Below are 23178 nucleotides of genomic sequence, written 5' to 3' on the forward strand. Positions count from 1 at the left end.
ATAAGTACTTCTTATTTGATATTTAGTGCTGATTCACTGAAAACATATATTCTTTGTATGTTTTTCGTGTGGATAGAATAAGCCCCATCATTAGCATGTTCGAAAATAAAGAGCTTCCGCCATATGATAAAAATGGAAGTGCAATACCTTTGACAGGCATTAATCCCACAATCATACCGATATTTTGAAAAAATTGTAACATTAGAACGCCTACAATTCCTGCGCATAGTAAGGTACCGAATAAATTATCTGCGGAATTACCAATTATAAGTATTCGGGAAAGCATTAAGAAGAATATACATATTATAAAAGTGGCAACTATAAAACCGCCTTCTTCGGCAATTGTGGCAAAAATAAAATCAGTATGTTTTTCTGGAATATAAACATTTCCAGAACTGAAGCCTTTTCCTTCTATCCCTCCACTACCTACTGCTAAAAGTGCTTGTTGAGTTTGATATCCCTGATCTGTATACTGAAATGGATCTAACCAGCCTAAAATTCGCGATTGTTGGTGGGGCTTTAATAAAGTAACTAACTTATTGAAGAAAATATCTGGATATTTTACGTATATAAATATTAAAGCAGACAATACAGTCATCGGAATCCCTGCAAATAGTATGATTAACTTTTTTTGAATTCCTGACATAAATATAATGCATGCAATGGCTGCTATATATAGGAACACCATTCCCGTATCGGGTTGACTATATACAAGTAACGCAGGTGGAATAGTTATCAAACATATTTTACCAATCAAAAGTAAATCAGTTTGAAATGTCCGTGCCATATACTGTGCATTATGTTTTACGACTAAACTTGCGGCCAGAAGAATTAAGGCAAGCTTAAAAAATTCAGCTGGTTGAATAGCACCAATAATTGGAAATCTAAACCATCTTTTTGCCCCTAATATTTCAGGTGTAAAACTTGACACTGGTAATACCTTTAAAATAATAATTGAGATGAACCCCACAATATAAATCGGCCAAGCTAATTTTTGTAATTGATCTAAATCGATATTGGCAACAATTAATAATAGAACAAAACCTATGGCGTAATTTACTATTTGTTTCACAGCAAAATTTTGGTTACCATATTGCCCGGTTTGCTGACTACTGTATATTGCAACAATACTGGTGATACATAATATGAATAAAATAAAGATTAGTTTCTTATCTAATTTTTTTAAAAAAACTATTTTCCCCACCATTTCAACCCCCTAGACATTGTGGTATTTACTTTTTATAGGAACTATCCTGTTTTTTATGTGTACATTAACATTTATTAATATAATTTTACAATAATAAGGAGATATTGAACATTCTCAAAATTATCCATACTGATGAGGCTACTTTAAAAGGTGACTGATTAGTGTGGATAAGGAAAGCTTATTTAAATAGAGACATTATCAACCTAATATTATTTTGTTGAACGTGAAATGGTACCTATGGTAAAACCTAAATTTTCGTGACTTGGTAGAGTGCTTTTTAAATCCTACCTACTTTGCATGTGTCACTCCAAACTACCTGAATCAGACATGTAGTCAGACTATTTTTAGAATACGGGTATCACTATGACCTGATTTAATAGATCTCTCACATGAATCTTAAAGTTCTTATATTAAAAATTTTCTGAACTATATTTCGAATTTTTTCGGAGAAGTTCTTCAATAAGTTTTGCTTTTTCATTCACCTTTGTTGCATATGTGAAATCACCATAACAATATGGATACCTAAAATTATTTTTATTTCCACCACAAGTATACATCTCTGGATTTTGATCAACTTTCATCTTAGAAAATTTTTTGGCCGAATCTTCCGAGTGTTGTTTAACTTCTTGACTCGCAATAAAATCAATATACCCTGGTCCCATATTATAGCTTTGAATAATTGTATCCATGCTAACATCTTTTTCCGTTCCATATTTGTACATTTGAGCAAGGTGTTTTACCCCTTGTTTAATGCTCAGGCTTGTCTCTTGAATTTCATTTGGCTTTAATCCAAGTGATTCAGAAGACTGCATAGGGTCGTTTCCCTCACCTCTACTCTCTTGGTACATAATTCCTAATAAAACTGCTGTTTTCTCTCCTAAATTATATTTTTCTAATTCTTTTTTCAAGGTGAGCTCATATTGCAATAAACGTTTTTCGGCAGCAATCACTTGTTTTTTTTGAATATTGCTTTTATGCTTAACATAAAATATTCCAAGCATGGTTCCTAAACCTAAAATACCAATATAGAATAATATAATAAACCGTGTTTTAATCGTATCCTTCATATACTCCTCCTTGTATTAAAAATCCGTACCTTTTCGGACTCAAAATTATTTCTTTTAAGTGCAAAGTTTAATATAGCAATTTAAAGAAAAACAGCCGCCTGAATTGGAGGGTTTTTCAAAGCGGGTTATTCTTTGAATCGTTTCCGTACCCCTACAAATGTCACACTTTTTTTTGAACTTTGCTGTTCTTTGTTTTGCCCAATTGATACATTTCTTTTCAATTAAATGATACGATAATATAGAACAAAGTATTGTCGCTGTAATACATAAGATAAGAAGAAAAAGGGTGGGTATCTTTGCATACAAAAGTTTAAAGAGTACCATCGTGATTGGAAAATGACATAAATAGATACTATATGAAATTTCCCCTAAATATACAAATACACCCCTATTTAAAATAGCTTTTACCTTTAGGTTATTCATTGCCATAATGATTATTATACTAACACCAATTACGACACCCCAATCTTTTAATAAGAAAGTAGTAGCATTACTAGAAAGCCCATAAATCATAATGGAATATAGATATAGAAAGACCCCTAATGCGATAAGAAGTTTTCTGTTTAAGTTTTTCATACTTCTATATAATTGAGTAAGTTCTTCCTGATGTTTAAAAAGTAGCATTCCAACCATAAACATAGATGTGAAATGCAATGTATCGGCATAACCATTATAAAACCCCTCAGCTTTCCCAATATGCAACATGTTAAGGACAATACCAATTAAAGAAAAGCTCATAGCAAACAGTATCGTTTTCTTCCAACTCAGTTTATAAAACAGAAGGAATAACAACGGAAACACGATAGATATACGCATTTCTTGAGCTAATGACCAGATAACCGGATTATAATTATCCGTAAAAAAGTTATTAAGAAGTACAAAGTGATTCATAATATCTAAGTTTGTTATTGGCCCTTGCCACTTATCATAGAACCAATCTCGTAGTCCCGTAACTTCATATGGTGAAAACAAAATAAATAAAGCAAAGGTGATGAATATCCAGAAATAATAAGGGATATAGATTCGTACAAATCGTTTAATTAAATATCCCCAATAATTTGTTTTTGAATGATAGAGTGCCATAGATAGCACAAAACCACTGAGTACATAAAAAACGATTACTGCTTCCCCACCAGCCCATAAAAACCTAAGCGGGGAAAATTTAATAGAATTAGGCAACGATGGTAGCATTAAACAAAAGTGTCCAAATACCACTGTGATAGCCGCTAGTCCTCGTATTGAATCTAATTCGTTTATTCTCTTACTCATAAAGTGTTCTCCTTGTCAACTACAGATTTCATTATTAATATAGATAACTATACTAGTGTGGTAGCGAAGTAAATATATTGTGTTTATTTTTCGTGAAACTCCCGATATAAACGCTACAAAAAATTGTGTATCTTTTAAAGGGATTTTTCATATTTATACATTAATTTTAGAATAAATATAGAAAGAAAAAAGAAATATTATCTAAAGTTTTTTTAAAGGTTTTATTAAGGTTTTATTCTAATTTATTGACACACATAAACATATTTACGTATTTTAAAAGCTATTTTGCTGTTAATATAGACCACTATACTAGTACAGTTGGAGAATTGTACATATTGTGCTTATGTTTCTTTAAATTCCTGATATAAGCAGTACAAAGTCAATCTGTGCATCTTTTGAAGGGAATTTTCGTCTTTAAGCATAAATTTTATAATAGTCGTTAAAAATTTCATTCTAGAACATCTTATTGTTGTTTAGAAAGCATTTTAAAACTCTTTTCTAAACCTTTGTTATAGTCTGTCTGTTTCTCTATCCATTGAACCACCATATTGCCAGGCCAATCTGAGGTATTAGCAACATGCTTTAATAGATCTGGTCCTTTTAAACTTTTCTATAAACCACGGTTATATGCACGTGTCATATTAGTTATTGTAATTCGAATATTGGTTTCTGCATTTTCAAATCTTCCTTCGTTAAATCTCTAGGTGCTAATCCACCTCGATGGATTTGAAGCAGTCCAAGGGATGTGCCCTGATCTCCAACTGCATTTAGGTTAAACTTGCTTTCAAAGTGCATATCCAAGCATAATTAGTGATTGAGTATGCACCTTGAATTTTTTGTTTATCTTTATTATGAATATATTTTTGTACATATGCGTTTTATATAGTGATTTCTAATAATAAGGAAATAAATAATTTGCATACCAATAAAGCTTACTAATACAACAATTGAGCTTTGAATAACGGACAGCTCCCTACTTACTGTTTGTCCTAATTGGTGCAGAGTTAGAAATGCAAAACTACTGTGAACCATAGCTACTACAATCGGTAAGAAAAATAGAATCATCATTTGTCTTGTCACAATTTGCTTTAACTCTTTTTGGCTTAAACCTAATTTTGAAAGCATCTGATATTGCTCTTGATCACGTTCTAAATCAGTAAATAGACGGAAATATAAAAAGCTTAACGTAAATACGAAAAATACAATCCCCACCAATACACTTGAAATAGAAAGTAATCCATTTTGTTGTTTCAGATCAAGCCATTTTAAATACAAAGATGAAAAGTCATAAAAATCATCTTGACTCGTACCAATGAGCTTAATAAGTTTTGAAGAGATTTCACTTGTTTCAGACCAATTTTTTATGATAAAACCGTATATGGTGTAATCCCGGAGTACACTTTCTTGTTGAACATTTAGAACCTTACTGTAAACAGCATCAGAGACAATAACGGGGTTATAAATCTTGGCGAATTCTGGGATATAAATTGTTTTTTGAACAGAAAGTGGTACTTCTAGTTCATCATATTTTAATTCAAATGTTTTTCGATGCTCTGCACTTGTGTGATTTTTCTTTGGTAGTATATCGATACTTTCATTTTCATTTGTTAATTCTTCTATTTCATACCCTAATTTTTTAGCGTATTCATTATACGTAGAAAGATTAATTAACACCTCGTTTTGTGCCATTTTAAATTTTGTTGCTACAAGTTCATAAGAAAATCCAGATTCTTCTAATTGCTTTTTTATCTCTTCAATATGGGATTTTTCTTGTGTATTCCCCTTATCCGATTGATAGGTAAATGCATACGGGGTCTCATTTTTTGCCAATTCAGGATTTGCGATTGCCGTACAAACTCCAATTGCTGTAAAAGATACAGCTGATATAATTGTAACGATAAAGAACGTTCTCGCATTATCTTTCATTCGGAACGCTAATTCTGAAATAACAAGGAGATTGGTTCTTTTAAAGAATGTAGTTTCTCTATTTTTTAAAGTGTATATCACATATACACACAATTGAGTAAAGAAAAAATAGGTTCCACATACAATTAATAAGACACCTACACCTACGAGTAGGAATAATTGATTCAAACTACTCACGTAATGCACCGCGACGATACAGTAGTGGACGACGGAGTAACCTGCTCCAATTAAGATCATTGCCAACAAGGATATCCAAACGGACGCTTTCGGCTCAGGTTTTGGTTTTTCCTCTGATTTTATAAGTTCTACAAGCTCATTCATTTTCACCATTTTTGATGTAAACAATGAAATGAGTAGGAATAAAACAGAAAAGGCAATAGCTGTTACTCCCATAGACTTTAATGGGAAGTAAAATGATAACGTATGCTCTATTGCCAATAAAGACCCACTAACTAGTAAAAATAATTTAGAAAAAACCATCCCAAGCCCAATGCCTGCTAGTATAGAAGGGATTCCAATCAACATGTTTTCGAAAAAAATTAATCGATGAAGCTGTTGATGAGACATTCCATGTAACATTAATAATCCAAACTCTTTTTTTCTATTTTTTAAAAATGCGCTAACAGAATAGAAAATAAATAAGAAAGAGAAAACAAAAATTAAGTAATACGATACTTGAAATCCTATTTTCCCAAATGCATTCATTATGGTACTTGCATGAGTCAGTTCGCCTTGTAGATTCGGATGAAAGACAAGTAGCCCATAAGTAAAGAAAATCATTACCGCAAATGTACTACTAAAAAAATGGCCAAGATATATTCGTTTATTCCGTAGTACATTATTAAATGCGAGCTGTCGAAAAGTCATTTTTGTTCCCGCCTAACATAGAAAGACTATCTATAATATTTTGATAAAATAACGAACGATTGTCATTGTAGAAAATTTCATTATATAATTGTCCATCTTTAATAAAAATAACGCGGTCACAGTAACTTGCAGCAACCGGATCGTGTGTTACTAACATCATTGTTGCCTTTTCTTCTTTATTTAAATGTGTTAATATCTCCATTACATCTTGGGAAGCTTTAGAATCTAAGTTTCCTGTTGGTTCATCGGCAAGAACCAATTTAGGAGCATGAATGAGTGCACGGGCAATCGCTGTTCGTTGTGCTTGTCCTCCTGATATTTCATATGTTCGTTTATTTAAAATTTCACTGATTCCTAATTTTTTTGAAATAGATTCTACTCGTTTATTTATTCTCTTCACATTCATGCCATCTAATACGAGCGGAAGAACCATATTCTCTTTTACTGTTAATGTATGCAGTAGGTTAAAGGATTGAAAGACGAATCCTAATTCCTGTCTGCGAAATACGGCCAAATCATTGGGTGAGAGTTGATAAGGATTTTTACTATTAATGAATACACTGCCTGATGTTGCCGAGTCAATAGTAGAAATCATATTCAATAACGTTGTTTTCCCACTACCAGAAGGACCCATGATCCCAACAAATTCCCCTTCTGTAATTGTTAAATTAATATTTGAAAGTGCTGTATGTGAAACCTTTCCTGTGTATTCTTTACTAAGATCTTTTACTTTTACTATTTTCATATGAGAAATTCCCTCCAAATTTACAGACTAAGAAAGAGCGTTGCTAGATGATGCCTGCCAACATTTTTACTTTTTTTAAAATACGAGTAATTTACCATTAATTGTTGGTCTATTTTCGTATTTCCTTATTTAAGCTGTAATACTTGGTCGAATGTTTTAAGCACTAAAATAACTTGATATTGCATCACAGGTATTTCATGAATGTTTCTATTATTCATTGTAGTAGTAAGATTGTTTTTCTCATATTGAATTGCCTTACATTTTACTTACATGCTTGTCATGTTTCTGAAAATACAGTTTATAAGGTCCTCGGCAATGATTCTTTTTGGGGGAGATAACAAAGAGGTATTTTTTATATGCACTTTGCTATACCGAACTAGATTTCGGTATAGTTTTTATTTGCAAATCATTGTGTTTTTTTACCAAATACGTATAAAAATCAATAGTATGAAAGTAAACTACTAGATAAAAGTTTACTTTCGGTTTTATCAGAAAAACAAAGAGAACTTGTAGTAATTACTACAAGTTCTCTTTGAGATGATGAAACTACATTTGAATGCCTTCCGTTATAATGGTTTACTAGAATTTTATCATATAGAAGAAACTTACCCAAAGTGGAAAAATAGAGAAATAACAGGAGTTAAGTTTATGGAGCTATTAGAACTGAAGAAAAATACTTTTTATAAAATAGTGAAAGAATATGAAGAAAACAAAGTAGTAACTAACTTATAACGAATTAGAGCCGGAAATTTCTTAGAGTAAAAAAATCGGCTACTTTTATGTCGAAATTTACTTAGCGTATATTTTCGTTAAAATGTGGGTGGCACCCCATGCCCATCAACTTAAGAAATGTAAACACCCCCAAAACACAAAATGAGCTGACTTCTCAAAATAACTAACTGTAGAGAAAGAGAATTTTCATTTAGGGGGGTACTTTTATGCTAGAAAAAAGGCTTATAAAGTTGGTAGCTCAAAAATTAAATTAGGATACTCCGTAAGTATATGCTAGACTTGGTTTACCATTTGATTTACTGTTTTCATGTCCTTTACGAGTCGGGGGTTCTTTGTTTCACGGAAAAAAAGCAGACTCTCATAAAAGAGCCTGCCTTCCCTGGTTTGTAAAATTAAGAAGCTTTACGTACGTTTGAAGCTTGAGGTCCACGTTGACCTTGCTCTAAATCAAAAGTCACTGCTTGACCTTCTTCTAAAGTTTTGTAACCTTCGCCTTGAATCGCTGAGAAATGAACGAATACATCGTCTCCACCTTCACGTTCGATGAATCCGAAGCCTTTTTCGCCATTAAACCATTTTACATTACCTTTTTCCATTTGTATTGCCTCCTAGTGTGTAAACACACACAATGTAATACTATCCTTGCTCTCAGTGATCATAAAGGTGAAAAGTTACAAATCCTTTACACCGAACAAAAATAATTCATTTTAATAATAACATTTTTTGTAATAAATGTAAAGGTGAAGAAAAGACAGCTACTATGTTTATGCAAATGTTAGAGCTAAAGAAAAACACGTTTCATAAAATAATGACGGAATATGAGGAAATAAAGTAGGATCTCTCTTATTAGAAATCCTACTTTTTCTTTGGTTGTAAGAATCTTGATGTTTTTGTATCAGAATAGTATTGTGTATATCGAAAAAAATAAAAGACAACTCCAATTAAGAGTTGTCTTTTTGTGTAATAAAATCCCCAAAATATGAAAATATACAAACGAATATAATACGCTATGGTTGATATTATAACAAAACCGATGAGTATTGAAAATAAAAAGAATGTAGTAATGATTTTTTAAGGTTTTAGTTAAAAAATCCTCGAAAATAAACCTTTTATAAATGTTTCCTTTAAATATGATTATTGTATTTCGAGGGGTTCCTTATAAATCTTAGCTATATATTTTACAAAATCAATGACGGGATAGTATATGAGTGAACGGTGCTGCGTAAAACGAACCCCTGCTTTTTCCATTTTCGAAATGAGTTGTTCAACTTCCATCTCTTTTTGTTGTATTCTATCATAATTTTGATATACAATGTTTTTCCATTGATAGGAAGAGCCGTGAAAATAACTCTCCCCTTTTACCCTGTGACTAAATATAATTTCTATTTTTTCTCTACGCTGTTTTTCCTTCATATGCGCTTCTGTTGACTGCATGTTTATCGCCTCTTCCCTTTTTTGTTGTATAACAAAATTTGGTCTAACTCACCATACATAGCCAATGTACATTGTTCTAGTTGGGATTTGTCGTTTAAGGCTATCTCATCCACTTTATTTGGTTTTCAAGTGCTCAATCTAATATATTGGATTTACATCTAAATAAGTTGTTAATGTGTATAAAACACTATCTATCTTTATTATAAAATGATTCTTTATAAGCATGCACCTTTTTACACTCACGAAGATTTATAACATGACGAGTATCTTCATCCATGAATGTTATTCTGAATTTACTGAGGTTAGTTTCTTTATTTAGGCTAACTAACATATTGTATGCCTCAGTATCTATTTTATAAAAAAAGAAAATAGATGTAACGGTCCCCCTTTTAATAAAAAAATCCTATAAAAATATAGCGCTCTTAAAAGGTTTTATTACAAATTTATTATGTTTGATTTAAAAAAAGGAACGTAATATTTATTTGTAGAAAATTTTAAGAGTAAAAATAGAATGACTATCTGTGATAAGAAATGGAGGGACTTTTATGCTAACAAATGATTTAGATTTCCGATTAGAACCACGTTTAAAAGAACTATATGAACAACATAAAATTAGAGCGCAGAAGATAGACTGGGGTTATCATGAGTTTTTACCATGGGATAAGGGAATGGACTTTAAAAGAGTTCCTTGGGATGAAAGTCAAGTTACTCTTCCTACTGGTGTAATTACAGCCATTGAAACAGCTTTATTAACAGAAGTGAATTTACCTTGGTTTACCACGTATTTATCTGCGACTTTTAAAGGGTCCCTCTCTGTTATTACAGACTTTATTCATACTTGGACATCAGAAGAGGATCAACATTCGAATCTATTGGAGACATATTTACTACTCACTCGAAGTGTGAATCCTAAACGAATACATGAATTAAGAAAGTCAGTCGTTGAGGGGGGATTTGAACCTGATTTTCATACACCAATCGAAGCTATGACGTATACGACGCTACAAGAACTTGCAACGATGGTGTTTTACAATAATGTAGCTAAGGTTGCAAGTAAGCACGATCCAGATCTTGCTACATTATTACGTCGTCTTGCCAAAGATGAGACTCTTCATTATGCTTTTTATCGAGACGTCATTCGAACACATTTGGAATTAGAACCTAATTATTGCTATCATATTGCCAATGTAATTAAGAATTTTAAAATGCCAGGTGCCGTCATGCCTGATTTTGAAAATAGAATGGCTGTAATTGCAAAAGAAGCGAACTATGGACCACTACAATATTTTGATCAAGTACTTGATGTAGTGATTGAGTATTGGGGGTTAAAAGCCTTACGACCAATTGCACCTCTAGCTGAAAAAGCAAGAATTGAGATTTTGGAGTACCACACAAGATTGAAAAAAATAAGGGATCGATTTGGTCGTTTTCAAGGGAAAAACTGATCTACGTTAATGAGTAGAGGTTTGAGAATATACGAGGGGAAATTCCCCTTCCCTTTATGGGAAATCTGACACACTCCCTATGTTTTTTGTGCTATTTTTATTCGATTTGATTTTTAAAGAAAAAGTAATTGACAGCGAAAATAATTTTATGATATTATAAAATATTTGATAAAAAAACACATATATGTTAAAGTTAAGAAGGTTACCATATATGGAGGTGGATTATATGTTTCAAATTGGCGATAACATTGTTTATCCAATGCACGGAGCAGGTATAATTGAAGCCATAGAAGAAAAAGAATTCTCAGGGNATGGAGGTGGATTATATGTTTCAAATTGGCGATAACATTGTTTATCCAATGCACGGAGCAGGTATAATTGAAGCCATAGAAGAAAAAGAATTCTCAGGAAAAAAACAACAGTATTTTGTCATAAAAATGTCGATCAGTAATATGCAAGTCATGATTCCTACGGGTAAAATATTGAATTCGAATATACGCCCAGTTATTGATATACTTGCATTAAAGCACATTATACACATTTTTCACCATGAAGAATCCTGTAAATTACTGCCGTGGAAACAAAGACATAAAGTGAACACAGACAAAGTAAAAACGGGTGAAATACAAGAAGGTGCTGAAGTTGTACGGGATTTAATGCGTATGAAGAAAGAAAAAGCACTCAATACAAGCGAAAAAAAATTGTTGGATGATGCATATAGATTTTTGGTCAGTGAACTAGAATTAATTAAAGGAATCACTGAAAATCAAATAAAAAGTTTCTGTTAAGGTTCATTATAAATAATGCGTTATATCCTCTAAAAACATTCTAAATCTTTCGGGAATATGATGAGTATTAAAAGCAAATCATTTCAAAGACATTCAATTTCTTCAACTCACTTTTAGAGTAGGAACCTCTTTTGTTATTACTTCAATCTAATCCATTTTTATTTTTAAATTTCTTTTACGAACGTTCGAAGTTTCATTAAATAACTCGATCAAATAGTCACTTGATTTTTGMAATCCTGAYTCACACTGGCACGGACAAGGAGCCGTAAGGATGAAAGAGAGGTAGGGCTTTCATTGTTTTAGGTATATATATCTAAGTCATTATTTCTAGAAGAAAAAACAATCAATCTCATCTCTATCTTTAAGAATTTTTACATTCNAGGTAGGGCTTTCATTGTTTTAGGTATATATATCTAAGTCATTATTTCTAGAAGAAAAAACAATCAATCTCATCTCTATCTTTAAGAATTTTTACATTCACTGAGACAGTGAATAGTAATTGTTTATCTTCTTTTCATAAGAGAGATATGCGAGTTGGTAACATCTAAATATATGGTCAACGATACAAATTGATGGGATTTCTAGAACTAGAACCCATTTTTACAATTTATTTAACATAATAAGATTAAATGAAACAATAAGAAGGAGTGAAGATATGAAACGCATGCCAACGCAAGAATTAAGTAACGAGTTAAAGAAGCGGAAAGGGATTNAACATAATAAGATTAAATGAAACAATAAGAAGGAGTGAAGATATGAAACGCATGCCAACGCAAGAATTAAGTAACGAGTTAAAGAAGCGGAAAGGGATTACTTCTATTAAGATTGAACCTTATGAAAAAATTGAAGTTGGTGGAATTGTTGTAGATGGACCGGCTGTTATTTTAATTAATCAAGAATACCTGAAAATTGTTGAATGAAGAAAAGGATGATCCTTTACGAAAAGGGATGATCCTTTTTGTTTGCTGCAACTTTCATTTGATGTGTTGGGATTAAAAGGAAGGAGAAGGTCGAGATTATCATGCTGGAAAGCTTAATATTGGTAGGATTTCTTTTTACGTTATATAAATTAGTTGATAAAAAAAACAAACTAATTTACATAACGATTTATTATTTCCTTTTTAAGGGTGAGATTTATTTGATAGTGAAATGGATAATTTAAAGGAGGAATTTAGATGAATGCAAGGAAAGAACGCATAAAATACGAAAAGATGTCAAAGAATTATGACCGTATTTATTCAGTTTCGTTTATCCTACTAATTATACTTGTTTGTAGTAGTGTGATTATCATAGGAGCTACAGTAGGAAAATATGGAGTGTTTTTATTATTAGCAATTTTACTTAACGCACGTATTACGAAAGAATCTCAAAAAAAGTATGAGCACTATTCTAATAAAGGGCGTATTTAAAATGATATATATCCAGAAAGGAGCAACCTAGATGTATATTCAAAATATCCCTTTATCATCTCCTATTAACTAGTAAAAGTAACTTTATATAAATCATTTTTTTAGCAACGTAGAAATAGAAACCGTACTCTATTAAAATGGTATTTTCGTTCCTATAATGAATTATCCTTCTAGCATATTTATAAGATTTATATCATATATTAGTAGAAAGAATGCAAGTTAGAAAGGAGTCTTATAGAATGAGTTATTCGAAAGGAAATGACTTGAGTGAACAACATATGGTAAGTGTGCCTAATCCCTATGTATATCAGACATTACAATCAGTAATTGGTAAACATGTGGTTATTGAAACTGTAAGAGGCAATATAAGAGGTAAATTAAAGGATGTGAAACCAGATCATTTGCTCATTGAAGATACGGCGCCATATATTGTACGCATTCAACAAATTGTATGGATTATGCCAAAGCAATAATCAAATTTATAAAAAATTAATGTCATAGTCCACCAAGTAAAAACACAGGGTTTTATCTCTGTGTTTCTTCAAATTTCCGTTTTTGAATATATGCTTGAGCATGAATAAGTTCTTCCTGAAGCTCTTTTAATTCTTTTGTAGATTCAGATTCAATAGCCATGTAAGTAGTAACTAAACTAATCATCATATCCATCTTCTCTACTATATTTTGAATGACTTGTTCAGATTGCTCTTTTTGAGGGTGTTGTATTGCTATTAGAGCATTTTCTATATAATTGTTCTTTCTTTGCTGGATATCATAAATAAACTGTTTTGTGTTTGAGTTCATTTGTTTTCCCTCCGTTTTGGATATATCTTCATTCTATCATATTTGAATAGAAAATATTGAATGGGCCGTTCTTACTTGCAATATTCATCGGTTAAAGGGGTACAGCCCATGCCCATCAAGCTAAGAAAAACAATTACCCCCAAAACGAAAATTTTAGAAGTTCTTTACTGGATAAAGCTTAAATTCTTGATTTTGGGGGATATATCGATTGTTAGCTTGATGGATGTGTGGTGCTACCCCAACTAACGCATTCGTTAGTTACATAAAGTTAAGTTTTTTAATTATTGATTAAATAGTGTTTTGCCCCTTCAACTGGATCATCAATGTAAACTCAATCACACTCTCTCTGATACTAAATTCATTATTGCAGAATTGTTCTGCATTATCTAATTCTTCAACTCACAGACTATTTTTAACAATTTCTATGAATTTTTGCACAAGTAAGCTATGCTTCTCAGCTTTTCTTGTGCAAATAGCGATTTTATGTTTAATGTGTATATCCTGTACATACACTCTCGCCAATTGGCCATTATCTACATACTCACTCACAGCTAGCGATGAAATAAAACTTGCACCATATCCAGCCATTACAGAACGAATTGTTTCATTAATCCCACTAAATTGAAGTGAGATTTTTGGTGGTCTTACTTGGTGAGTTTGGCATAAAGAAAAAAGGTGTTCTCTCATCGAACTTCCTTCTTCACGCATAATAAATGATTCTTTAACCATCTCCACTAACGAAATAGTTTTATTAGCAAACGGATGAGCAGTAGATACTACAAACCAAAGTTCATCTTCAAATAACTCTTCCCACGTTACTTCCTTTGGTCTTTCCGATACTCCACCCCCATAAATTGCAATATCGGCTTTATAATGTATGAGCTGCTCAAATGCATCTTTCGTATTGGCAGTTGTAATGACTAAATTAACATCTTCATTTGCACTTTTAAACGTAGCTGCCCATTTAGGTATTAAAAAATTTGCAGGTAGATACGTAGCAACAATTTGAATTGTTCCTGTCTTGGCAAGTCGATAATCCTCAATAAAAGATTCAATATGCTCTTCAAGAGTAACAAGATTTTTTGCTTTTTCTGCTAATACTATCCCGAAATCAGTTAATACAACACCTCGCCCCTGTTGCTTAAATAACGGAACTCCAATTTCATGTTCAAATTTTTTAATTTGGCTAGAAACTGCAGGTTGACTAATACACATCAATTTGGCCGCCTTTGTGAAACTACCTGTACTCGCTACTTGATAAAACAATTTTAATCCATGTATATTCATGATTTCACCCCAATCTATAACCTAAAGTTATGGATAAATAATAATAATATATTTTTATTATGATTCATTTTATTATACACTTTTGTTAGAAGAATTTGAAAAATTGGAAAAGAGGTTACCATTATGCTGAATAACGTTTGGAAAGATGTAGATGAATATTTTATTGATAAACTAATACCATCTGATGTAACACTTGAAGGAGTATTACAAGCTAATAAAGAGGCTGGTATTCCAGAAATTGATGTCTCACCAACACAAGGTAAACTCCTGTACCTATTAGCTAAAATTAAAGGGGCTAAAAACATATTAGAAATCGGTACCCTAGGTGGATATAGTAGTATATGGCTTGCACGTGCACTCCCTGAAACTGGTAAAGTATATACACTTGAAATTGAACCGGAGTATGCAAAAATAGCTAAAAAAAATATTCAGAACGCAGGTTGTACAAGTAAAGTCGATGTCATAGTAGGAAAAGCATTAGAAACCTTACCTACCCTTAAAGAAAAAGGTACATTTTTTGACTTAATTTTTATTGATGCAGATAAACCCAATAATCCTCATTACTTAAAATGGGCATTAGAATTAGCTAATAATGGGGCACTGATAATCAGTGATAATGTCGTTCGAAACGGTGAAGTTATTGACGAAAGAAGTGATGATGACCGCGTACAAGGTGTACGTAAATTTATGGATATATTAGAAAAAGAACCTCGTATTGAATCTACAGCCATACAAACAGTTGGCAATAAAGGGTACGATGGTTTTGTGATAAGTATCGTAAAATAAATTAGAAGGCTGTGTCAAAATTAATTTGACACAGCCTTCTATCATCTACTTTGCAGACACTACTAACTCTTCCTTTAAACGTGTAATAGCTATCCTAGTAGTCACTTTGTCTCTAATACATTTAACGAGTCACCAATCAGTTTACCATCTCTTCAAGCATTGCCTCTGTCGTATTTCACATATGTCATATACGAAATGCTTTGCCTGCTAGATACGTAAGCGAGATCCAAAAGTAAAACATAGTTCTATTCATTTTTGGGGTAGCACCCATGCCCATCAAGTTAAGATATTATAATACCCCCAGAACGAAAATTTCTTCGTTTTGGGGAACTACCAATTTCTTAAGTTGATGGGCATGTATGGTGACCCCATATAAAGAAATTTTAAACATCTTAATCTGCCTTTCCTTTATGTAAATATGGGAATAATGAAATTACCCCAAGGATAGCTAAACAAGCTCCAATCCATAGCGGAGATACAAAACCATATCCTTTACTGATTCCAAGACCACCTAGTGAGGAACCAATAACAATACCCAGCGTAATAAAAGAACTATGAACGGTATTTATCATTGTTCCATTACTAGCTGTTTTCATTACTCTCGCAACCATAGCCGGATTCAATGCTACACCAGTTAAACCAATAAAAATCGTAGAAATAACCGCAATGTATTTATTCTCTGCACCTAAAGCAAATAAAGACAATGCTACTATTAATATAATCAATCCGCTCACCAGTATTTTCATTGTATATTTATCAGCAAACTTGCCAATCACTATATTCCCAACTACCGTCGCACTACCATAGAGAGCAAGTAAATATGGAATACTTGCACTTGAAAAGCCTGTGACATTTGTAAAGATAGGAGTGAAATAACTAAATGCTGCAAACGTACCACCAATAATGAACATACTTGTTACGTACGCTGCCCAAAGATGAATATTCTTAAATCGCAGAAGTTCGTTTTTCCAATTCAATTGCTCTTTATTTGAAGATGATGGTAACAACCATTGAATCATAATCCCTGATACTAGCACAAGAACAGAAACAGCCCCAAAACTAATACGCCAGCCAAAATATTGCGAAACAACGGTTGTTATAGGTAAACCTAATACAGTTGCGAACATTAAACCTGCAAGTACAATTGATGCAGCTTTTCCCCTTGAATCAGAGTGAACCAATGTTGCAGAAAAGGAAATCGCAACTCCAAAAGATGAAGCTGAAGCAATACCAGTTATAATACGTGAAATCATCATAATATCATAGTTCCAAGCAATAGCTCCGAGCGATTGACCAATTAAAAATACGAACATTAAAAACAATAATGCTTGTTTGCTGCGCATTCGTAAGAGGATTGCAGTTAAAATGGGGCCTCCTATTACCATTGCTCCTGCATAAGCTGAAATTAAATACCCAATAGATGATACAGAAACCTGGAATGCAACAGCAAGTTCATTCATCATACCTGCAACCATAAATTCTGATGTAGTCATACAAAAGATTGCTAAAGCTAATAAATAAATAATCGATGGCATAAAAACACTCCTTATTCATTATTGTAATGATTGGTACAAAAATAGTGCGAAAAAAGAGCGCACTAAGCGCCACAAATAGACTCCATTGTTCCTTTGATAACTTGTTCAGACAACATCCGATTTTGCATCGATACATTAAGAACACGGAATCCGTAATAACTGCTTAAAAGCAGACTAGCTAATTCCTCAGCTGATTGCTTCTTTGAAATTTCACCTGTTTGCAATCCTTCCTCCATCACTGCTTCAATAGCTTGTTTAAGAAGTTCAACATGCTTCGAGAAAATTTCTTGTACCATTAAATCGTTTTTAGCACGTTCTATACTGGCATTAATCAATAAACATCCTTTTTGATCAATATTCTCAAAGTCTTCTTTCAATGCCCATTCAAAAAAATTACTTAATCGTTCTTTAACTGGAATTGGAGTATCTAACAATTTCCTTTGTTCCCTAATCCCAATTTCATGGTAGCGTTCTAATACTTGTTTATACAGTTCATGTTTACTACCGAAAGTATTGTATAAACTTCCTTTTCCAAGTCCTGTATCACTGCATAAATCTTGTGTAGAACACCCTTCATATCCTCTTAACCAAAATGTTTTCATTGCAACATCTACAATTGAGGAATAATCAAACTCTCGAGGTCTGCCGCGTTTATTCAATCGTATCCTCCTCTCATTTTAAAGATAACATTAATAGAACACTCTTTTTTGTACCATGTGGTCAATAATTTTGTTTTAATGTTACTGTAAAATAAAATTTGATTATTTTAGATTACGAATAATTAAAAATAGCTCCCTTATTCAAATACAAGTCTTATTTGAATTAACAATTTCATCAATCTTTATTATTAATTATCAAACTTTGTTATAAATGATCAATCTATTTTACAAAGCCACAAAAAGACAAAATATAAATTGTTTAATCATTTGTTTTTCTACGTTTCCATAGGAAAAGTCGGGGAGCGAAACTCAGCCAAGGAGAAATCGTTGGTCTAATTGGGGTTACCATACATCGCTATCAATCTAAGGTAAATTTGTATCCATATAATCAAAAAAACGCTATTCTTTTTGTAGAAATATACAGAAAGGATGGCGTTTTGTATGACTCTATCGATTCAAGATGAGTTTCATTTATTCGCTGAAGAATTACAGCGATATCTATCCCCAAGTATCCTTCAACAGCTCGCACAGGAGACGGGTTTCGTAAAACGTAAAAGTAAATATGGCGCATGAGATTTGGCCGCTTTATGTATTTGGATTAGTCAACACGTAGCAAGCGATTCTCTTACTCGATTATGTAGTCAGCTTTATACAAATACAGCTACACTCATTAGCCCAGAAGGACTGAATCAACGCTTTAATCCAGCAGCTGTCGCATTTTACTTCCCTTCTCACACAAAAACTCTGTTCAAATCACTCACTTTCTGCACATATAATCTCTACTTTCAATCGTATCCGTATTCTAGATGCAACAGTGTTTCAACTACCTGATCAATTCGCTACTGACTATCAAGGTTCAGGTGGGAGTAGTAATAAGGCAGGCGTGAAAATCCAATTAGAATACGATTTACTTAGTGGTCAATTTCTTAACGTGCAGCTTGGGCCAGGAAAGAATAATGATAAAACATATGGTACCATCTGCCTTGAAACCGTAGAAGCAGGCGATTTGTGTTTACGTGATCTTGGTTACTTCGATTTAGGAGACTTACAAACCATTCATGATAAAAAGGCTTACTATATCTCTCGGTTGAAGCTGAATACACGCATTTATACCAAGAACCCTGAACCCGAATACTTCAACAATGGTACGTTAAAAAAGCAGACAGAATACATCCAGCTTGATATGACACAAATGATGTCTGATCTAATCCCTGGTGAAACGATAGAAATCCCTGAGGCATACATTGGCCAAAATCAGAAACTTCCAGCACGTGTTATTATCCATCGTTTAACCGATAATCAAACGCAAACACGTCTTAAAAACCAAGCGATACGTGAAAAGAAGAAAGGCATTGTCATGAAGGATAAAAGTAAACGTTTAATGGGCATGAATGTATATATCACGAACACGTCGCTAGAAGAAGTACCGACGAACTACGTGCATCCATTATATTCACTTCGTTGGCAGATTGAAATTTTGTTTAAAACGTGGAAGTCATTCTTTGAAATTGATGAATGTCAAAATATAAAAAGAGAACGCCTAGAGTGCCATTTATATGGACAACTCATCGGCATTCTCCTCTGTTCTTCTACGATGTTTCAAATGCGTCAGCTTCTGCTTGAAAAGAAAAAGCAGGAGCTGAGTGAATACAAAGCGATTTATATGATTAAAGATTACTTTCCATTACTGTTTCAAGCGATAGCCGTTGGCACAGAAGAACTTTTAAAAATTCTGCATCGCCTTTATCAGCTGCTCAAAAAACACGGTCGTAAATGTCATAGGTATAAGAAGATGACCGTCTTTGATATTCTAGGGATTGTGTATAAAACGGCGGTGAAGCATAGACAAGCTGCCTAGCGAAAAAATCGCGTTTTAATAGGCTTCTTTAGCATGCCTACTTTTCTATCACTTGCTAGTTTTGAAACAAGGATCATTTCGTAACTATTAAATTACTTGGTTAGCTTGATGGGCATGTGGAGGGACCCCAAATAGAAATAATAATATTCCACCAATCATTCCTTTTGTTGAAATATGTTGCGCTTCTTTAGAATCAATAGATTGGTTCATTTTATCTCGCCCATACAATTGCATTTCTTCCACTAGGTCACTCAAATCTCCTATTGAAATGACTCCCTTTTTAAAGGCATCTTCTTCCGTATAACCCTCTTTAATCATATCTGAAATTCGTTCTTTTAAATTTATAAACAACTCTACTTTCATATCTGTCACTTTAGGAGGTAATTTGCGCTTATTTTAAACGCTATTTTGCACTATAAGTAAATATAAAAAAGCCCAATTTCTCGCATTAAAATTGAGAAATTGGGCTTTTATTGTTACTCCGGAAAAGCGCCCTTTAATGGAATAACTAAGATATTCATCAAATCCTATACTCATTAGTCATACTCTAATGAAAGTTCTTTGTTCTCTTCTTCAATACTCGTTTACAAAAGGCGTTAAATGCACAGCGAACTTGCCATTCGGTACGATCGTTCTAACATGCATTTCCTCTCCCTCCGCAACTGCAAATGTGGGTGATGATTTCCCCTTTCATAACCTCCAACAAGTTTTTTTATAAAATGCCAAATATCGGAGAGTATTAAAAAAAAAATCCAACCGAATAGCAAGGCAGTTGAGTTTAGAAATTACTTTTTAATTCATTAAAGTCGATGGTGCTTCATAACTTTTTTATTTAGGTAGAAAGAATATCTGATAAAAATAAGTGCAAGTATAACGAATAATCCACCAATCCAGCTTAAATTTTCTATATTAGTATATTGAATAATGATTCCTCCTAATGCAGAGCCAAGCATCATTCCCACATTCATTAAGGCGGTATTAAAACTGAGTACTGTTTCAGAGGATTGTGGTTTCAGTGAAATCAGATAAAACTGCTTTGCTGGTGTCGTTGTCCAAGTTGCTACTCCCCACATCCATCAACTTAAGGATTCAGGATTACCCTAAAACGAAAATTCTATTCATTATTGACTAATAATAGCGATGCATCCTGTTAATTAGGTTTGCATATCATAAACATCTTTTTTTCTTCAACTAAGAGTGCGGATTCATACCACAAGAATTATTTTTTCAATTATTAAAAAGAAACAACGAACCAATATTCCAAATGATAGAGGTATGTAATAATAAGTGAATAAGGGTAAAACCCTTATTCACTTATTATAGGAGAGTGTTTAACATGATTATCAAGTTCATTCGTTTACGTTAATTTTAAACACAATTTGTTATGCCCAGTTATTTATTTCAAGATGTTTGGGTTTATTTGAGTGTGTCTTTTTTATTAACTAAATATGAATGAAATGAGGATTTAATCATGAATGAAAAAATTATTAAAATTAATGAAATTGATATATGTACAGAGAGCTTTGGCAATTCAGAAGATCCAGCAGTACTACTGATTATGGGAGCCATGTGTTCAATGGTTTATTGGGATGAAGAATTTTGTCAACAATTAGCTGATACGGGCCGTTATGTTATTCGTTATGATAATAGAGATGTGGGACGGTCAACTACTTATGAGCCGGGGAGTTCCCATTATACTGTGGTAGATATGGCTGATGATGCGGTTGGGGTACTCGATGCATATCATATTGACGAAGCACACATTGTTGGAATGTCATTGGGTGGAATGATTGCTCAAATTATAGCCTTAAGAAACCCACAGAGAGTTCTAAGTATAACTTTGATTGCATCAGGTATTTTTGGTTCTGAAGACAACAACCGTAATTTGCCTCCGATTGACGAGAAGATACTCGCTTACCATGCTAATGGGGCCAAACTAAATTGGTCGGATGAAGAATCTGTTGCAAATTACTTGGTTGCAGGATCAGCGTTACTCTGTGGTTCAAAGAATAAATTTGATGAGAAGAGGACTTATAAGCAGGTAGAAAAAGAAATAAAACGAGCAAATAACCTACTTAGTATGTTTAATCACTCCCTTCTTAAAGGCGATGATTCTTATGAGGGGAAGTTAAAAGGAATTAATATACCAACTTTGGTTATCCATGGTACAGAAGATACAGTGCTTCCATATGAGCATGGCCTTGCTCTTGTTAATGAAATTCCGCATGCTTTGTTACTACCCTTAGAAGGATCGGGGCACGAAATTCATTGCGATGATTGGGTTCATATAATCAACGCTATTTCGAACCATACTTCTGTCTTGTAATCATTATAGGACTCGTATAAAATAAAAAACACTTGAAAAAAGGGCTACAATCGACCTTGTAACCCTTTTTTCTATTAAAAATCAGTTTTGAAACTGTTGCTCAGTTAAAGAATATTAATATTCAGTGATTGATATCACCATCCTAAAAGGGGTAACGTAACGTCACATCACCATCAAGATAAAGTTTTGAAGTACCCTCTAAATGAAATTTTTCTTTCTCTACATAACGTGACCTAATTGATACTACGAAATACAAAAACATCCTGCATGTTTGAACCATGCAGGATGTTTTCTAGTCTTTGTTTTTCATAATGTAAGAAACCAGACGAAGGATCTCTAGATATAACCATACTAATGTCATCATAAGTCCTACTGCACTGTACCATTCCATATACTTTGGTGCTCCACTATGAGTACCATGTTCAATTGAATCAAAATCTAGTAATAAATCTAATGCAGCAACAACAATTACAATTGCACTTATGATAATACTAATTGTCCCACCTTGATGAATATATGGAACAGTCACCCCTAAGATGCTCAATAAGAAAACAATAAAATACATAATAAAAATTCCAAGTGTTGCAACCGTTACAACCGCACGAAACTTTTTAGTTACTTTTACTATTCGAGTTGCGTATAACACTAACATGGAAAATAAAATCGAAATTGTTAGTAATACGGCAGTTAAAGCGATAGAATCACCAAAGCGCATTGTATAATATGCTGAAATACTTCCTAATAAAACCCCTTGTAATATTGCGTAAATCGGTGCGCAAATTGGGGATATGCGCGGAACGAATATAACCACAAAAGCGACAATTAGAGTAACTATTATAATTCCAATTAACACGGGTATTTTCATTGTCTCTTGTGTCATCTGTACGTATGAATAGACAGACGCTGCAAGAAGTAAGATAAGCAAAATGAATGTTTTTCCTATCGTTCCACCTATTGTCATTGTTGAAGCGCTTGTCTTTTCTTTATGGAATTTGTCTTTTTTTAACATTGGATTAGATGTTCTCATGCTTTCCTCC

Annotated in this window: 21 protein-coding genes and 5 pseudogenes; 11 read left to right on the forward strand and 15 right to left on the reverse strand. The window is 33.0% G+C overall.

Going from position 1 to position 23178, the window contains the following annotated elements; all coding sequences use genetic code 11:
* Positions 1-22 precede the first annotated feature (22 nt).
* From ASE54_RS15750 to ASE54_RS15775, 6 genes and pseudogenes are all read right to left on the reverse strand, one after another.
* A complete protein-coding gene (locus ASE54_RS15750; protein ID WP_000232874.1) occupies positions 23-1207 on the reverse strand; it encodes an FtsW/RodA/SpoVE family cell cycle protein in 1185 nt (394 codons plus the stop codon).
* 410 nt (positions 1208-1617) lie between these two features.
* Positions 1618-2274, reverse strand: a complete 657-nt coding sequence (locus ASE54_RS15755; RefSeq protein WP_000655504.1) for a lysozyme family protein — start codon at positions 2272-2274, stop codon at positions 1618-1620.
* Positions 2275-2328: 54 nt separating this feature from the next.
* Complete coding sequence (locus tag ASE54_RS15760) at positions 2329-3543, reverse strand: acyltransferase (protein ID WP_000044248.1); 1215 nt, start codon at positions 3541-3543, stop codon at positions 2329-2331.
* Between the two features lie 463 nt (positions 3544-4006).
* A pseudogene (locus ASE54_RS37570) lies at positions 4007-4329 on the reverse strand (transglycosylase); the annotation flags it as partial.
* 63 nt (positions 4330-4392) lie between these two features.
* Positions 4393-6336 carry an ABC transporter permease gene (locus ASE54_RS15770; RefSeq protein WP_000144208.1) on the reverse strand — a complete coding sequence of 648 codons (1944 nt, stop codon included), beginning with the start codon at positions 6334-6336 and terminating at the stop codon, positions 4393-4395.
* Positions 6311-7081 carry an ABC transporter ATP-binding protein gene (locus tag ASE54_RS15775; RefSeq protein WP_000706738.1) on the reverse strand — a complete coding sequence of 257 codons (771 nt, stop codon included), beginning with the start codon at positions 7079-7081 and terminating at the stop codon, positions 6311-6313. Before ASE54_RS15775 ends, ASE54_RS15770 begins: the two co-directional genes overlap by 26 nt.
* A 594-nt stretch (positions 7082-7675) precedes the next feature.
* On the opposite strand from ASE54_RS15775, the pseudogene ASE54_RS15780 reads away from it, so the two are divergent.
* Positions 7676-7813 (forward strand): annotated as a pseudogene (locus tag ASE54_RS15780) (recombinase); the annotation flags it as partial.
* Positions 7814-8205: 392 nt separating this feature from the next.
* On the opposite strand, the gene ASE54_RS15785 reads toward ASE54_RS15780, so the two are convergent.
* On the reverse strand, positions 8206-8409 hold the full coding sequence (locus tag ASE54_RS15785) for a cold-shock protein (protein WP_000410775.1): 204 nt from the start codon (positions 8407-8409) through the stop codon (positions 8206-8208).
* Positions 8410-8540: 131 nt separating this feature from the next.
* Here ASE54_RS15785 and ASE54_RS37000 point away from each other — a divergent pair.
* Positions 8541-8648 (forward strand): annotated as a pseudogene (locus ASE54_RS37000) (integrase); the annotation flags it as partial.
* A 299-nt stretch (positions 8649-8947) separates the two neighbouring features.
* Here the strand turns inward: ASE54_RS37000 and ASE54_RS15790 are convergent.
* Positions 8948-9247 carry a hypothetical protein gene (locus ASE54_RS15790; RefSeq protein ID WP_001191997.1) on the reverse strand — a complete coding sequence of 100 codons (300 nt, stop codon included), beginning with the start codon at positions 9245-9247 and terminating at the stop codon, positions 8948-8950.
* 545 nt (positions 9248-9792) lie between these two features.
* On the opposite strand from ASE54_RS15790, the gene ASE54_RS15795 reads away from it, so the two are divergent.
* The 6 genes from ASE54_RS15795 (at position 9793) to ASE54_RS15810 (ending at position 13362) form a co-directional block, all read left to right on the forward strand.
* Entirely contained in the window at positions 9793-10692 is a 900-nt protein-coding gene (locus ASE54_RS15795) for an acyl-ACP desaturase (protein ID WP_000957109.1), read from the forward strand.
* A gap of 226 nt (positions 10693-10918) precedes the next feature.
* Positions 10919-11002 (forward strand): CarD family transcriptional regulator (locus tag ASE54_RS35780; RefSeq protein ID WP_002131741.1); only part of this gene is annotated, 84 nt, incomplete at its 3' end.
* Between the two features lie 16 nt (positions 11003-11018).
* Entirely contained in the window at positions 11019-11480 is a 462-nt protein-coding gene (locus ASE54_RS15800) for a CarD family transcriptional regulator (protein ID WP_000486306.1), read from the forward strand.
* A gap of 755 nt (positions 11481-12235) precedes the next feature.
* Positions 12236-12400: a BC1881 family protein gene (locus ASE54_RS34430; RefSeq protein ID WP_000827566.1), complete on the forward strand. Its 165-nt coding sequence runs from the start codon at positions 12236-12238 to the stop codon at positions 12398-12400.
* A gap of 255 nt (positions 12401-12655) precedes the next feature.
* On the forward strand, positions 12656-12889 hold the full coding sequence (locus tag ASE54_RS15805) for a hypothetical protein (RefSeq protein WP_003254583.1): 234 nt from the start codon (positions 12656-12658) through the stop codon (positions 12887-12889).
* 239 nt (positions 12890-13128) lie between these two features.
* The gene (locus ASE54_RS15810) at positions 13129-13362 is read left to right on the forward strand and encodes a YuzF family protein (RefSeq protein ID WP_000122390.1); all 234 of its coding nucleotides are present in this window, start codon (positions 13129-13131) and stop codon (positions 13360-13362) included.
* 52 nt (positions 13363-13414) lie between these two features.
* On the opposite strand, the gene ASE54_RS15815 is transcribed toward ASE54_RS15810, so the two are convergent.
* Positions 13415-13690 carry a hypothetical protein gene (locus tag ASE54_RS15815; protein ID WP_001087715.1) on the reverse strand — a complete coding sequence of 92 codons (276 nt, stop codon included), beginning with the start codon at positions 13688-13690 and terminating at the stop codon, positions 13415-13417.
* A 399-nt stretch (positions 13691-14089) separates the two neighbouring features.
* Entirely contained in the window at positions 14090-14977 is an 888-nt protein-coding gene (locus tag ASE54_RS15820; RefSeq protein WP_001020813.1) for a LysR family transcriptional regulator, read from the reverse strand.
* 123 nt (positions 14978-15100) lie between these two features.
* On the opposite strand from ASE54_RS15820, the gene ASE54_RS15825 reads away from it, so the two are divergent.
* A complete protein-coding gene (locus ASE54_RS15825) occupies positions 15101-15763 on the forward strand; it encodes an O-methyltransferase (RefSeq protein ID WP_000933896.1) in 663 nt (220 codons plus the stop codon).
* A 392-nt stretch (positions 15764-16155) separates the two neighbouring features.
* Here ASE54_RS15825 and ASE54_RS15830 read toward each other — a convergent pair whose 3' ends face one another.
* Positions 16156-17298, reverse strand: a complete 1143-nt coding sequence (locus tag ASE54_RS15830) for an MFS transporter (protein ID WP_001139236.1) — start codon at positions 17296-17298, stop codon at positions 16156-16158.
* Positions 17299-17360: 62 nt separating this feature from the next.
* Positions 17361-17957 carry a TetR/AcrR family transcriptional regulator gene (locus tag ASE54_RS15835; protein WP_001042192.1) on the reverse strand — a complete coding sequence of 199 codons (597 nt, stop codon included), beginning with the start codon at positions 17955-17957 and terminating at the stop codon, positions 17361-17363.
* Between the two features lie 441 nt (positions 17958-18398).
* On the opposite strand from ASE54_RS15835, the pseudogene ASE54_RS15840 reads away from it, so the two are divergent.
* Positions 18399-19815: pseudogene (locus ASE54_RS15840) on the forward strand (IS4 family transposase).
* Positions 19816-19902: 87 nt separating this feature from the next.
* Here ASE54_RS15840 and ASE54_RS15845 read toward each other — a convergent pair.
* Entirely contained in the window at positions 19903-20178 is a 276-nt protein-coding gene (locus ASE54_RS15845) for a permease prefix domain 1-containing protein (protein ID WP_000861928.1), read from the reverse strand.
* 437 nt (positions 20179-20615) lie between these two features.
* A pseudogene (locus ASE54_RS15850) lies at positions 20616-20885 on the reverse strand (MFS transporter); the annotation flags it as partial.
* A gap of 401 nt (positions 20886-21286) precedes the next feature.
* Between ASE54_RS15850 and ASE54_RS15855 the strand changes: the two are divergent.
* A complete protein-coding gene (locus tag ASE54_RS15855; RefSeq protein ID WP_001003100.1) occupies positions 21287-22141 on the forward strand; it encodes an alpha/beta hydrolase in 855 nt (284 codons plus the stop codon).
* Positions 22142-22433: 292 nt separating this feature from the next.
* Here ASE54_RS15855 and ASE54_RS15860 read toward each other — a convergent pair whose 3' ends face one another.
* The gene (locus ASE54_RS15860; RefSeq protein ID WP_001260640.1) at positions 22434-23168 is read right to left on the reverse strand and encodes a Bax inhibitor-1/YccA family protein; all 735 of its coding nucleotides are present in this window, start codon (positions 23166-23168) and stop codon (positions 22434-22436) included.
* Between the last annotated feature and the right edge of the window lie 10 nt (positions 23169-23178).

Source organism: Bacillus sp. Root131 (genome assembly GCF_001429475.1).
Taxonomy (GTDB): domain Bacteria; phylum Bacillota; class Bacilli; order Bacillales; family Bacillaceae_G; genus Bacillus_A; species Bacillus_A thuringiensis_S.